The following is a 13,108-nucleotide window of genomic DNA, read 5'->3' as shown; positions in this document are numbered from 1 at the left end:
CACAGCAGCGCCTTAATGGACCCTTAAGCCCGTGCCGAGGCCGTGCCGAGCCCATGCCGAGCGCGCGCCGCGCCCGCGCCGAGCCCAGGCCGCGCCCGCGCCGCCTCAGCCCTGTCGCCGGTTCAACAGCCACCAGGCGGTCACGAGGTCCTCGGTGCGCCGCAGGTCCAGCTCGGTGAGCTGCTGGAAGCGGTTCACCCGGTACCGGACGGTGTTCGGGTGCACGGCGAGCAGCCGGGCGACTTCGCGGACGTTCTGGTCGCAGGCGAGATAGGCCCGCGCGGTCTCCTCGATGTCGGTGCTGGAGCGGCCCGTGGCCTCGAGCGCGGTCAAGTGGCGTACGGCCAGGCCTTCGGCGGTGTGGGCGCCGCAGAGCACGAGCGGCCGCGGGCCGAGGTCGGCAAGGCGCACGACTCCCGACATGGCGAACCGCAGGGCGGTCTCCAGTGCCAGGGCCGCCTCCTCGAAGCCGGCGTCGAGCCGGTCGAGGGGAAGGGGCGGGCCGACGGCCACCAGATGGCCGGCGACGGATTCCGGCGCCCTCGGCACGATGAAGCCGAGGTCCGGGCCGACCTGGGCGAGCAGCAGGCGGTCGGCGGGGACGCGGACCGCCGAGGCGACGGCGCGCCGGACGGCGTCGGCGTCGTCGGCGGACCGGGCGCGTGCCGCGAGCGCCACGTGGCGGGCCTGCGGGACGAGCCCGTAGAGGTGTGCGTCCCGGTTGATGCGCTCCGCCGGGAAGCCGCCGCCGAGCACGCCGGCGGCGAAGGCCGAGCGGCGTTCGGCGTCGAAGTGGGCCCTTTCCACGGCGAGATCGTGCTGGACCCGGGCGAACACCGCGGACGCCTCGTTGGAGAACTCCCAGGTGCTGTCGTGCACCGCGAGCAAGAGGTCGGCGGGCAGGGCCACTTCGGCGGCGACCTCGTCCAGCAGGGCGAGCATCTCCCGCGAACCCAGCTGGTAGCCGACGGCGAGCACGTCGAGGGGAACCCCGCGGGCGGCGCGCTCGACGGCGTACTCCCCGAGCATCTCGCGCAGCGCCGCGTCGGGGATCCGCAGCGAGGTCAGCTCCGAGACGAGGATGTCCATGAACCTCCGGGCGGAGGCCCTGATCTCCTCGTCGGAGAGGACCGCGTAGCCGGGGACGTGGCTGCGCACCGACGCCAGGAACCGTTCGGCGAAGACCTCGTGCAGGGTGCCCAGGCGGGTGACGGCGGCGGCCACGGCCGCGCGCGTCACATCGTCGAGGGTCGCGAGGTCCGGCATCCGGCGTCGCACCGGCCAGGCCGTGGGTGTCTCGGGGTCCATGCCGGCAGGGTATCCGCGGACCTTGTTCCCGGGAACAATCTCGGCGCTCCGATGCTGGTGCGGGTTCCGTAGCCCGCCGCACGTACCGGGGCGACACTGTGGCGGAGCTCGCGGCGGCCTTGTCCGGCCGGCCAAACCGGGCGCTCTTCACCGTCGAAGGAACCTCTCCTGTGGCACGCTCCCTCACCCGGCCCGAGTCCTCTGGCCGTCCGACCGCAGCGCCTTCCCCGGCGGGCTACGTGCTGGGGCTCCTCTTCGTGGGCAATCTGCTCAACTTCTACGACCGGGCCCTGCCTTCGGTCGTACTGGAGCCGATCAAGGAGGAGTTCGGTCTCGACGACACCCAAGTCGGGATCCTGGCATCGGCGTTCGTCCTCGTGGCCGCGCTCGCGGGGGTCCCGCTGGGGCGGCTGGCCGACCGCGTTCCGCGCGCGGCCGTCGCGGGCTGGGGGCTGTTCGTGTGGAGCGCCTTCACCGCGGCCGGCGGAGCGCTGACCAGCTTCTGGGGCTTCTTCGGCTCCCGCGTCGGCGTCGGCGTGGGCGAGGCCAGCTACGCGCCCGCCACCGGCTCCCTGCTGTCGGACCTCTATCCGAGCGAGCGCCGGTCCCGGGCCCACTCGCTGTTCATGCTCGGCTTCCCGATCGGCACCCTGCTCGCCTTCCTCACGGCCGGCGGGCTCGCCGTCGCCTTCGACAGCTGGCGGGCACCGTTCCTCATCGCGGCGGTACCCGGCTTCGCCGTCGCCCTCCTCGTCCTGCGCATCCGCGAGCCCCGGCGGGGCGCGGCCGAACCGGGTGCCGCCGACGGGGCTGCCGACGGTGCCGCCGACGGGGCGCCCGACCACCGCCCTCCCGCCGACCGTCCGGCCGCCGGCCCGGCCCGCTCCCGGGATTCCGTCCCCGGCGGGCGGCGCGGCAGTACGCTGCGTGCGCTGCTGAAGGTGCGTTCGATGTACGGCATGCTCCTCGCGTTCGCCGGGTACAACTTCGCGGCGTACGCGATCGGCACCTTCCTCACTCCCGTCCTCCAGCGCTACCACGGGCTCTCCCTCGTCGGCGCCGGTCTCGTGGGCGGCATCGTGGTCGGCCTGACCGGGCTCGTCGGCCTGGTCGCCGGAGGCAGGCTGCTCGACCGGGCGGCCCGCAGATCGCCCGAGGCGCGGGTCCGGGTCTCGGCCTTCTGCCTCCTCGGCGCCGCTGCGTTCTCCCTCGCCGGACTCAGCGCGGGGCGGGGGGCGTTGTGGCAGCTCGTGGTGTTCCTGAGCGTGGGCTACCTGCTCGGCATCGTCTACCTCGCGGCGGCCGTGCCCGTGGTCTCCGACGTCATCCGGCCCGAGCAGCGCTCCGGCGCCCTGGGCCTGCTGTTCGCCGTCGGCTACCTGCTCGGAGGAGCGGGCGGCCCCGTACTGGTCGGCATGGTCTCCGACGCACTGGCCGGCGGTGCGCAGTCCGCGTCCCTCGCGTCGGCCCAGGGCCTGCGGACCGCCCTGACGGTCACGGTTCCGCTCGCGTTCGGGGTCGCGGCCATCGGCATGCTGCTCGCCGCGGGATCCGTCCGGGGCGACCGCGAAGCGATGCTCGCGCCGGCGCCCTGACCGGGGTGCCGGCAGCCCCCACAGACACCTCACCCGCACACCCAGAAGGGACGGCCTCCGTGATCCAGCACGTCCGGGTCCTCATCGTCGGCAGCGGCTTCTCCGGAATCGGACTCGGGCGGGCGCTGCTCGCGTCACGGTTCTCCGACTTCCTCCTCTTCGAACGGGCCCCCGAGCCCGGCGGCGTCTGGCAGTCCAACACCTATCCCGGCTGCCGGTGCGACGTACCCTCCCACCTGTACTCGTTCTCCTTCGCGCCCAACCCGGACTGGACCTCGACGTACTCCCCGCAGCCGGAGATCCGCGACTACCTCGGGCGCTGCCTCGACCGGTTCAGGCTGCGGCCGCACCTGCGCACCGGCGTGGAGGTGCAGGAGGCGCGGTGGGACGAGCAGGACCAGCTCTGGCACGTGGAGACCAGCGACGGCCCGTGGACGGCGCAGGTCCTCGTGAGCGCGGTGGGCCCGCTCACGGAACCGAAGCTCCCCGACGTGCCGGGCATCGACCGGTTCCGCGGCACGATCATGCATTCGGCGCGGTGGGACCACGCCCACGAGCTCGCCGGCGAACGCGTCGCGTCGATCGGCACGGGAGCCTCGGCCGTCCAGTACGTCCCCGAGATAGCCGACCGGGTCGGCAGGCTGTACGTGTTCCAGCGCACCGCCCCCTGGATCACCCCGCACGACAAGCGGGCGATCACCGAGGCCGAGCGCGAACGGTTCCGGGCCCGGCCCGGCCGGCAGCGGGCCGAGCGCGTCAAGGCGTACGCGGCCAAGGAGCTGCTGGTGCTCGGCCTCGCCAAGCGTCCCCGGCTGATGCGCCTGATCGAAGGCCTGGCACGGCGGCACCTGGCACAGCAGGTTGCGGACCCGGCCCTGCGGCGGGCCCTGACGCCCGATTTCACCCTGGGCTGCAAACGCATCGTGCCGTCCAACACCTGGTATCCCGCCCTGCAGAAGGAGAACGTCGAGCTCGTTCCCCGGGCGCTGCGGGAGGTCCGCGAGCACAGCGTGATCGACGCGGACGGGGTCGAGAGGCAGGTGGACACCATCATCTTCGGCACCGGCTTCCACGTCACCGACATCCCCTTCGCCGAGCAGGTGCGCGGCCGGGACGGCGAGCTGCTGAGCGCGGTCTGGGCGGGCTCTCCGCGCGCGTACCTGGGGGTCTCCGTCCCCGGCTTCCCGAACTTCTTCATGTTCCTCGGACCCAACTCCGGCCTGGGCCACAGCTCCATGGTCTACATGATCGAGGCCCAGGCGGAGCACGTGAAGAACGCCGTCCGCGCGCTCGACCTCTCCGGCGCGACGTCCATCGAGGTGGACCGGCGGACCCACGACGCCTACAACGCCGGCCTCGACCGCAAGCTGGCGAAGTCGGTGTGGGAGCTCGGCGGTTGCCGGAGCTTCTACCGGGACGCCAACGGGCGCAACGCCACCATCTATCCCGACTGGACCTTCAGGTACCGCCGCCAGGCGGCCCGCTGGAAGCCCGGGGCCTACCACCTCGCCACGGGGCCCGTCGCGGGATCCCCCACGGGGTCCCCCGCACCGGCGCCCCGGCCGGCCGCGGGCGCCGAGAGCAAGGACCCCTCATGAGGGCCGTGAGCCTGACCCGGGGGCGGCTGGAGGTCGTCGACCTGCCCGAGCCGAGGCCCGGAGCGGGCCAGCTGCTGGTCTCGGTCGGGCGGTGCGGGATCTGCGGCTCCGACCTGCACAGCCGGCTGCACGCCGACGAGCTGGCCGACTCCCTCGACCTGTGCGGCTACCCCCGCTATGCCCGCTCCGCCCAGCAGGTGGTGCTCGGGCACGAGATCTACGGCGAGGTGGCCGACCGCGGCCCGTGGTGCGCGGGCACCCTCGCGTCCGGCACACCGGTCGTCACCGTCCCCCTGGTGCGGCGCGGCCGGCAGGTCGACGGTGTCGGCCTGTCCGCGCACGCCCCGGGCGGCTTCGCCGAACTCGTCGTCGTCCAGGAGTCCTTGACCCTGCCCGTCCCCAACGGCCTCCCCGCCGACCTCGCGGCCCTCACCGAGCCGATGGCCGTCGCCTGGCACGCAGTGAACCGGGGGGAGGTGCGGCGCAAGGACGTCGCGATCGTCCTGGGCTGCGGCCCGGTGGGCCTCGCGGTGGTCTCCGTGCTCAAGGCCCGCGGGGTCGCGACCGTGATCGCGAGCGACTACTCGGCGGGGCGCCGGGCGCTGGCGACACGGTGCGGAGCCGACGTCGTGGTCGATCCGGCCGTCGCCTCGCCCTGGGAAGGCGCCGCCGCCGGACACGGCTTCATGACCACCCTGCCCGACGAGTACAACGCGGGCATCGACGCCCTCGAGGGCCTGGCCCGGCTCCCGGTGCCGTGGTGGGCCTCCTGGCGCGCCCTGCAGGTGATGGGTGCGACCCGGCCCAAGCGTCCCGTGGTGTTCGAGTGCGTCGGCGTACCCGGCATGCTCGACGGCATCCTGGCCGCCGCGCCCCTGCACGCGCGCGTGGTCGTCGTCGGTGTCTGCATGGGCGCCGACATCCTCCGCCCCTCCCTCGCGGTGAACAAGGAGCTCGACCTGCGCTTCGCCGTCGGGTACACCCCTCTGGAGTTCCGCGAAACCCTGCACGCACTCGCCGACGGCGCCCTGGACGCCTCCCCGCTCCTGACCGGACGGGTGGGGCTGGCGGGCGTCGCGGGCGCGTTCGCCGCGCTCGCCGATCCCGAGGAGCACGCCAAGATCCTCATCGACCCCGCGCTCGCCACGGACCGCATCCTGGCACCGTGACGGCGGCGCCCGCACAGGGGACCGTCGGCCGTCAGCTCCCGGTCAGGTAGTCGGCGACGAGCTCGGCGAAGGCCTCCGGGGTGAGGACCGTGACGCCGAGCTCCGTGGCCTTGACGGCCTTGGAGCTCGGCTTCCCGCTCGCGGAGGGAGCGCAGACCAGGTGGGTGGTCCTGGAGTTGACGCTGCTGCCCGCCGTGCCCCCGGCCTTCTCGATCAGGGCGTTCACCTCCGTGCGGCCCGCGCCCGCCAGCGGGCCGCTCATCTTGCCGGTGACGACGACGGTCTTCCCGGCCAGCGGGCCCTCCCGGGTCGCTTCCGGCTGCTGCGGCTCCCGCATGTTCACCCCGGCCGCCACCAGCTTGTCGATGACCGCGGAAAGGGAGGCGACCTGTTCGACGATGACCGGGGCCTTCTCCCCGCCGATGCCGTCGACCTCCTGCATCCGTTCGGCGTCGGCCCGGCGGATGGCGTCCATCGTCCCGAAGTACGCGGCGATGCGCCGGGACATGCTGCGGCCGGTGCCGAGGACGCCCAGCGAGCAGAAGATCCGGCTGAGCGGCCGGGACTTGGCCGCCTCGATCTGCGCGGCCAGCTTGGCCCCGCGCCTGGCGCTCCCCGAGGCGGCGGTGAGCTGCTCCTCGGTGAGGGTGAACAGGTCGGCGACGTCGGCGACGTCGCCCGACTCGATCAGGGCCTTGACGTACGTCCTGCCCAGGCCGTCGATGTCGAGCATGTCGCGGCCGGCGGCGTACTCGATCAGCGCGGGCAGCGCGCATGCCGTCCCCCGCGCGCAGCGCCAGCGCTCCTGGTCCTTGTTGATTCCTCCCCCGCACTGCGGGCAGGCGGTGGGCAGCGGCACCTCGCGCGCGCCGTCCGGGCGCAGGCCCGGGACGGCGGCCTGGACGCGCGGGATGATGTCGCCCGCCTTGTAGACCGTCACGGTGTCGCCGAGGTGGAGGTCGCGGCGGCGGATGTCGGCGGGGTTGTGCAGGGTGGCCCGCGTGACCGTGGATCCGTCGAGGTCCACCGGGTCGAGGATCGCCGTCGGGGCGAGCACGCCGGTGCGGCCGACCTCCCAGACCACGTCCCTGAGCACGGTCTGCCGTTCGACGGCCGGCAGTTTGAAGGCGATGGCCCAGTACGGGAATCTGCTCCCGTACCCGGCCGCGGCCTGCTCGGCCGCGTCGTTCGCCTTGATCACGACCCCGTCGATGCCGAAGGGCAGGCCGGGGCGCATGGCGGCGATCTCGTCGACCTTTTGCTGCGCCTCGGCGAGGGTGGCGACCACGTGGAGCCCGGCGGGCGTGTCGGCCGTGGTCCCCACGCCCGCCCGGGCCACGGCGGCCAGGACCTCGGCGTGCGTGGCCCCGGCGGGTGCGAGGGCAACCCCGTCGAGCTCGACCGCCCCGTACGCCCAGAACGTCATGGCCAGCCGGTACGGCCGGTCCTTCGCCCGCAGGGTGCCGGCGGTGCCGTTGCGCGGGTTGGCGAAGACCGGCGCGCCGTGCGCGGTCCGGACTTCGTTCGCGGTCTCGAACTGCTGCTGCGTGAAGAGGACTTCGCCGCGCACTTCGAAGGTGGCGGGAAACGGCAGCTGCTCCGGGAGGCCGTCCATGGTGCCGATGACGTGGCTGACGTCCTCGCCGTGCGTGCCGTCGCCGCGGGTGATGATCTGCACCAGGCGCCCGTCGCGGTACCGCGCGGCCACGGCCGCACCGTCCATCTTCGGCTCGACGGTGAACCCGCCCGCGAGTTCGCGGCCCAGGCGGCGCTGGAGCGAAGCCCCCCAGGCGATCAGGCCGTCGGCGTCGAAGACGTTGTCGAGGCTGAGCAGCCGGGTGGTGTGCGCGATGTCGCCGACGGGGGCGGCGCCGTCCCCGACCAGGCCGGTCGGGGAATCCTGGGCGACCTCGTCCGGGTGCTCCGCCTCCCAGGCGAGCACGGACCGCCGCAACCGGTCGTACGCGGCGTCGTCGAGCAGGCCGCTCTCGCCCCCGTAGTACGCCCGGGAGGCTTCGCGCAACTGCTGGAGCGCGGCGGCGTAGTCGGGGCGGCTGGACAGGCTGAACGGCGCCTCATCGGCGGAAAGGATCGTCATGGAGGGAATCCTCTCCCGGGGCACTGACAACGGAGCTCGGCGATCTCGGTGACGATCCTTGACAGCCGTCGATTAATTCGGCTTCTATTCAAATTAATTGGCCCGCTGTTGTGACTGTCGTGACTGTCGTGACTGTCGTGACTGTCGTGACTGTCGTGACTGTTGCGAGGAGAGAGGAGTACCCGTGTCAGCCCCTCCCGGGACGAGGACCGCCATCGCGCTCGCCGCCGCGGTCTCGGTCCTGTTCGGCACCCTGGCCACCGCACCGGCGTCGGCCCGGTCGGACCGGTCCCCCGCCGCCACGTACACCGTGTCCATCGGCGCGAAGGGTCCGTGGACCCACCCCGACGACACCCCGGCCGCCACGTACATCGACAAGAACGGCGCGTTCTACTACCAGTCGGCGCACGCCTTGTACGCGGCGAACGATCCCCGCAAGTGGACCTTCTACACCGGCAAGGACTTCGACTCCGCCACCCGCTCCGCCGCGCTGAGCACCGCGGCCGATCCGGCGAACGCGAACGACCGCAACGACGACACCACTTGGCGCTGCAACAACAGCCCGACCGGCCGCGAGGCCACGTACGCGCCGGACACCTCCCACTACGCGCAGAAGAACTACTGCGACCTGATGGGCGTGTGGGTGGATCCCGACACCGGCGACTGGTACGGGCTGGTCCACAACGAGTTCACCCCGGGCCCCTTCGGCGACGGCCTGCACTACGACGCGATCGACTACGCCGTGTCCAGGAACCAGGGCAGGACCTGGACCATCAAGGACCACGTGCTCACCTCGCCCTACAGCACGCTCCGGGGTGACACCGCGGCCTTCCCGCACGAGACGTACCACTACGGCAACGGCGACGCCCGCCTGTTCGTGGACACCGCCTCCGGCTACTTCTACGTCTACTACAACTCCCGCGTCATCCCGAAGGGCGGCGTCCCCGGCTCCTGGACCGCCGGCAGCCGGGCGCACGTCGCCCGCGCCCCCATGTCGGGGAAGATGGCGCCCGGTTCGTGGCAGAAGTGGTACGACGGCTCCTGGTCCCAGCCCGGACAGGGCGGCCTGGAGAGCAACATGGAGCCCGTCGACGCCACCCACACCACGGGGTACACCCCGGTGGCGAAGGACTACGACCCGTCGACTCCCGGCACCGTCCAGGAACAGCAGGCCGCGGGCGAACTCCCCGCCAAGTCCGATCTGTTGACCATGAACATCGCCTACAGCGCCTACCTCGGGATGTACGTGGGCCAGCCCGAGGCGGTCGACCAGGACGGCAGCGAACCCCAGCGGTTCTACGTCACGGACGACCTCGCCACCCAGAAGTGGCGCCTCGCCGGGGACTCGGGCGCGTACCGCACCGGCTCCTGGTACCGCTGGGTCCTGGACTCGGTGAACAAGACGGGCTCCACCATCGTCGGCAGGAAGTTCCGGTCGTACTGTTCCTTCTTCTGCTCCGGGGGCGCCGACGGCGAGTACTACGACACGGTGATCGACACGACCGCTCCCGCCGCGGTCGTCGACCCGGGCAAGGCCTACACGATCACCGCCGGCACCGGCCGCCGCCTCGCCCAGGTCCAGGGCGGTACGGCGACCACGTCCCTCCCCTCCACCGGCGGATCGACCCTCGGGCAGTGGGTGTTCACTCCCAACGGCGACGGCTCCTACCGCATCGCCAACGCCGCCACCCGTCAACTCCTCGGTGTCGACGCCAAGTCGAACGCGGGGCGCGCCTGGGCGGCCAAGCCCATGGTCACGAAGGCTCCGCAGGGCGGGCCCACAGTGGGGCAGCAGTGGTTCGTCATCCCGAACACCACGTCCGACGGCCGGCCCACCGGCACCTACCGGCTGGTGAACCGCTACAGCGGACTCGTCATCGGCCTCTCGGGCGTGACCGGCCGCCTCGCCGAGACCACCCCCACCCGCGCCTGGACCGACACCACGGGAGGCACGGTCGGCGGCGCCCGTACCCCGGCAGAGCAGACGCTCACCCTCACCGCCGCGGGGTCGGCCGGGTAGGCGCGGGCCGCAGGACGTTCGGCTCCCTGACGGGGGACCTTCGCGGCATGCCCGTCTCATGCCGCGGGGGTAACGTGGAGCGTGCGACAGGAGATCACCGCCGGATGGCGGCAGATCCTGGCGTACGTCCCCGTGCGGGACGGCAAGAGAAAGCAAGACCAGCGTTGGCGAGCCTGCCCGGCCGCCCCTGTCGACGCGTGGGCGCATCCAGTAGAGAAATCCTGGATTCCCGGTCATTGCCGCGTGCTCTTGCCCTTCACGTTCAAGGCTCCGCACTCCGGGAATCCACCATCCCGGGAACCGGAGCTTTTTTCATGTCTGACATCGAGCGCAACAAGCAGATCGTCGTCGACTACTACCAGACGGCCTTCGGCGGCAACCCCCAGAAGGCGGTCGAGGACCACTTCGGCGACCGCTACGTCCAGCACAACCCGGACGCGGCCGACGGTCCGGAGGCGTTCATCGGCTTCGTCACCTGGCTGCGCGGCGAGTACCCGGACCTGCGCCTGGACATCAAGCGCGTCATCGCCGAAGGCGACATGGTCGTCACCCACTCCCACCTGATCCTCGAACCCGGCGAGCCCGGCCGCGCCCTTGCCGACTACTTCCGCCTGGAGGACGGCAAGGTCGTCGAGCACTGGGACGTCATCCAGGACGTACCGGCCCGGTCCGCCAACCCCAACGGCATGTTCTGATACCCGCCCCGCCAGCCACCCCGCCGACGGCGAGACCCTCGGCGGGTACGGCTACGCGGCGACGGTGATGGTCAGGATGTTCCCGGTGATCCGCGCGACGAGCCTCATGGCGAAGCCGTTCTCGGTGAGGACATCGGCGGCCTCCTTCGGCCCGTCCGGCTCGTCGGCGACGGCGAGTTGGGCGGAGATCCACTCCTTCTGCCGCGCGCTCGCCTTTCCGTCCAGCGCGATGTCCGCGCACTCCGCCAGGGTGGCCGCGGCCTTCGAGGAGGTCGAGTTCAGGACCATGCACTCGACGCGGTGCGTCCTGCCCGCGTCGTCTCCGGTCGTCCGCACCCAGAGCGTGTAGCCCTCCGGCAGGACCCGCTTCGCCTCCAACGGCCCCTGTCCGTAGCGGCCCTGCCGCTGGACCTCCATGCCCCACCGCCCGGCGATCTTGGCCATGAGCACGTCGGCTCCGGGCCCCGGGAACGGCGCAGAGCCGGGCTCCGTCAGCGAGGGCGTCGGCGAGGCCGGGGACGAGGGCGAGGACGAGGCGGACGCGGCCTGCGACGCTCCCGGAGTGGCCGCCGCCTTGCCCGCCGGATCGCCCCCACCCGTACAGCCCGCCAGCAGTACCGCCGAACAGGCCAGCAGCCCGCCGGCCACACGTATGCGGACGGTCCTGCCCGCGAATCCGGTCCGGCTGATGTGGTCAGTCATGAGGCGCCACCTTAGCCGGGCCGGACGAGGCCCCGGGCCCCGGCCGGGAGCCTCGCGTCGGGCACGGTCGGGCGCGGTCCGGCGGGCGAAACGAGAGGCAAGGCTCCGGTTACTCGCGAGGAAACCCCGCCTTTGGCTATGGTGAGCGCCCTCCGGTCGGAAACCCTTCGGATCCAATGATCAATGACGGATCCGTTCCATCGATCGAAGGCCGCCCTGTCAACTCAGGGCACATCTGCATGCAGAGTGACGTGCTGTCGGCAACACCGTCCGGCGTCGGCTCCGTGCGAGCCGGCCTGCCCTCGCCCTGCCATCCGGGGCTGGAGGGCGGCGGTCTTTCTCATTCACCTACCTCGCGAAGGCAAGGCAGAGATGGCAAGAATGCCCCGACAGTCCCGGCAGTCCTCCCGGCCGCACTCCCGGCCGCACTCCCGGGAGCCCGCCTCCCGGCGGCAGACGCATCCCGTCGACGAGCTGCTTCCCGTCCCCCGGCTCGCCCTGTACGGATTCCAGCACGTGCTGGCGTTCTACGCCGCGGCCGTCATCGTCCCGGTCCTGCTCGGAAACGCGCTCGGACTCTCCCGCCAGGAGCTCGTCCACCTCATCAACGCGGACCTGCTGACCTGCGGCGTGGCCTCGATCATCCAGGCCCTCGGGGTCTGGAAGATCGGCGCCCGGCTGCCGCTGGTCCAAGGCGTGACCTTCACCGCGGTCTCCCCCATGATCGCCATCGGCACGGGGGCGGGCGGCGGGACCGCGGGCCTGCTCGTCGTCTACGGGGCGGTGATCACGGCGGGCATCGCCACGTTCCTGTTCGCCCCGCTCTTCAGCAAGCTGGTGAAGTACTTCCCGCCGGTCGTCATCGGCACCGTCCTCACCATCATCGGCATCACCCTGATACCCGTGGCCCTCCAGGACGCGGCCGGCGGCGCGCACCTCATCGGCACACCCGCGTACGGATCCCCGAAGAACCTCGCGTACGCGCTCGGTACGCTGCTCTTCATCCTGGCCCTCGTCCGGGTCGGCAAGCCGCTCCTGAGCAGCCTCGCCGTCCTGCTCGGGCTCGTGGCGGGCACGACGGTCGCGTGGGTCTGCGGCGACGTCGACCTCGGCGTGGTGGACCAGGCGGACTGGTTCGGGGTCACCACGCCGTTCCACTACGGCATGCCCCGGTTCGAGCTGTTCCCGATCATCGCGATGCTCGTCGTCATGCTGATCACGATGGTGGAGACCACCGGGGACGTGTACGCCATCGGGGAGATCACCCGCAAGCGGGTCGACGCCGACACCATCGCGCGCGCCCTGCGTGCCGACGGCGTGGCCACGGTCCTCGGCGGCATCCTCAACTCGTTCCCCTACGTGGCGTTCGCGGAGAACATCGGCCTGGTCCGGATGTCCAGGATCATGAGCCGCTACGTAGTGGCGGCAGCCGGCGTGTTCATGATCGCCCTCGGGCTGCTGCCGAAGGCCGGCAGTCTGGTCGCCTCCATCCCGCACCCGGTACTGGGCGGCGCGGCGGTGTCCATGTTCGGGATCGTCGCCGCGGTCGGCGTGCAGATCCTGGGGAAGGCCGATCTGCGCGAGGAGCGGAACACCCTGATCCTGGCCGTCAGTCTCGGCGCGGCACTGCTGCCCACCACGGTGGCGCCGTTCTTCGACCGGATGCCGGACAGCGTCCGGGCCGTGCTCGACAGCGGGATCACCCTGGGCGCCCTCACGGCCATCGCCCTGAACCTGGTGTTCAACGTCTTCACCGGCCGCAGCACGATGGACATCGACTGGGACGAGGTGGAGGACACCGGCACCGCCCGGCCGGCCGGTGGCGCATTCGCCCACTGACCGGCTGACCGCGGCAGCGGTCCGGAGCGGAGCGGATCCCCCGCCTGCCGGACCGCTGTCGCGGCGCGCGAGCGCCCCGTAGGC

9 protein-coding genes are annotated in these 13,108 nt (G+C 72.1%); 6 read left to right on the top strand and 3 right to left on the bottom strand.

What is annotated here, in order from left to right:
- Positions 1-105: 105 nt before the first annotated feature.
- A complete protein-coding gene (locus ACIA8F_RS12380) occupies positions 106-1,308 on the bottom strand; it encodes a PucR family transcriptional regulator (protein ID WP_399378242.1) in 1,203 nt (400 codons plus the stop codon).
- A 170-nt stretch (positions 1,309-1,478) separates the two neighbouring features.
- Between ACIA8F_RS12380 and ACIA8F_RS12375 the strand changes: the two genes are divergently transcribed.
- Genes ACIA8F_RS12375 through ACIA8F_RS12365 form a run of 3 tightly spaced genes read left to right on the top strand, consistent with a single transcriptional unit; the run spans position 1,479 to position 5,670 of the window.
- Entirely contained in the window at positions 1,479-2,903 is a 1,425-nt protein-coding gene (locus tag ACIA8F_RS12375; RefSeq protein WP_399378241.1) for a spinster family MFS transporter, read from the top strand.
- 59 nt (positions 2,904-2,962) lie between these two features.
- Positions 2,963-4,501, top strand: coding sequence for a flavin-containing monooxygenase (locus ACIA8F_RS12370; RefSeq protein WP_399378240.1), 1,539 nt, complete (start codon positions 2,963-2,965; stop codon positions 4,499-4,501).
- Positions 4,498-5,670: a zinc-binding dehydrogenase gene (locus tag ACIA8F_RS12365; protein ID WP_399378239.1), complete on the top strand. Its 1,173-nt coding sequence runs from the start codon at positions 4,498-4,500 to the stop codon at positions 5,668-5,670. The genes ACIA8F_RS12370 and ACIA8F_RS12365 overlap by 4 nt, the downstream gene beginning before the upstream one ends.
- 31 nt (positions 5,671-5,701) lie before the next feature.
- Here ACIA8F_RS12365 and ligA read toward each other — a convergent pair whose 3' ends face one another.
- On the bottom strand, positions 5,702-7,768 hold the full coding sequence (ligA, locus tag ACIA8F_RS12360; protein WP_399378238.1) for an NAD-dependent DNA ligase LigA: 2,067 nt from the start codon (positions 7,766-7,768) through the stop codon (positions 5,702-5,704).
- Between the two features lie 184 nt (positions 7,769-7,952).
- Between ligA and ACIA8F_RS12355 the strand changes: the two genes are divergently transcribed.
- Both ACIA8F_RS12355 and ACIA8F_RS12350 read left to right on the top strand, forming a co-directional pair.
- Positions 7,953-9,788: an RICIN domain-containing protein gene (locus ACIA8F_RS12355; RefSeq protein ID WP_399378237.1), complete on the top strand. Its 1,836-nt coding sequence runs from the start codon at positions 7,953-7,955 to the stop codon at positions 9,786-9,788.
- Between the two features lie 314 nt (positions 9,789-10,102).
- The gene (locus tag ACIA8F_RS12350; RefSeq protein WP_399378236.1) at positions 10,103-10,483 is read left to right on the top strand and encodes an ester cyclase; all 381 of its coding nucleotides are present in this window, start codon (positions 10,103-10,105) and stop codon (positions 10,481-10,483) included.
- Between the two features lie 51 nt (positions 10,484-10,534).
- Here ACIA8F_RS12350 and ACIA8F_RS12345 read toward each other — a convergent pair whose 3' ends face one another.
- Entirely contained in the window at positions 10,535-11,185 is a 651-nt protein-coding gene (locus ACIA8F_RS12345) for a hypothetical protein (RefSeq protein ID WP_399378235.1), read from the bottom strand.
- 381 nt (positions 11,186-11,566) lie between these two features.
- On the opposite strand from ACIA8F_RS12345, the gene ACIA8F_RS12340 reads away from it, so the two are divergent.
- The gene (locus ACIA8F_RS12340) at positions 11,567-13,024 is read left to right on the top strand and encodes a nucleobase:cation symporter-2 family protein (protein WP_399378234.1); all 1,458 of its coding nucleotides are present in this window, start codon (positions 11,567-11,569) and stop codon (positions 13,022-13,024) included.
- The last annotated feature ends 84 nt before the right edge of the window (positions 13,025-13,108 follow it).

Source organism: Streptomyces sp. NPDC051563 (genome assembly GCF_044454225.1).
Lineage (GTDB): Bacteria > Actinomycetota > Actinomycetes > Streptomycetales > Streptomycetaceae > Streptomyces.
The sequence above is the reverse complement of the archived record's forward strand: the minus strand, read 5'-3'. Positions and strand labels throughout refer to the sequence as shown.

What these genes read in the sequence shown, in the direction of transcription:
- ACIA8F_RS12340 (WP_399378234.1), top strand. Translation starts at nt 11,567, where the DNA reads ATGCCCCGACAGTCCCGGCAGTCCTCCCGGCCGCACTCCCGGCCGCAC.
- ligA (WP_399378238.1), bottom strand. Translation starts at nt 7,768, where the DNA reads ATGACGATCCTTTCCGCCGATGAGGCGCCGTTCAGCCTGTCCAGCCGC.
- ACIA8F_RS12350 (WP_399378236.1), top strand. Translation starts at nt 10,103, where the DNA reads ATGTCTGACATCGAGCGCAACAAGCAGATCGTCGTCGACTACTACCAG.
- ACIA8F_RS12345 (WP_399378235.1), bottom strand. Translation starts at nt 11,185, where the DNA reads ATGACTGACCACATCAGCCGGACCGGATTCGCGGGCAGGACCGTCCGC.
- ACIA8F_RS12380 (WP_399378242.1), bottom strand. Translation starts at nt 1,308, where the DNA reads ATGGACCCCGAGACACCCACGGCCTGGCCGGTGCGACGCCGGATGCCG.
- ACIA8F_RS12365 (WP_399378239.1), top strand. Translation starts at nt 4,498, where the DNA reads ATGAGGGCCGTGAGCCTGACCCGGGGGCGGCTGGAGGTCGTCGACCTG.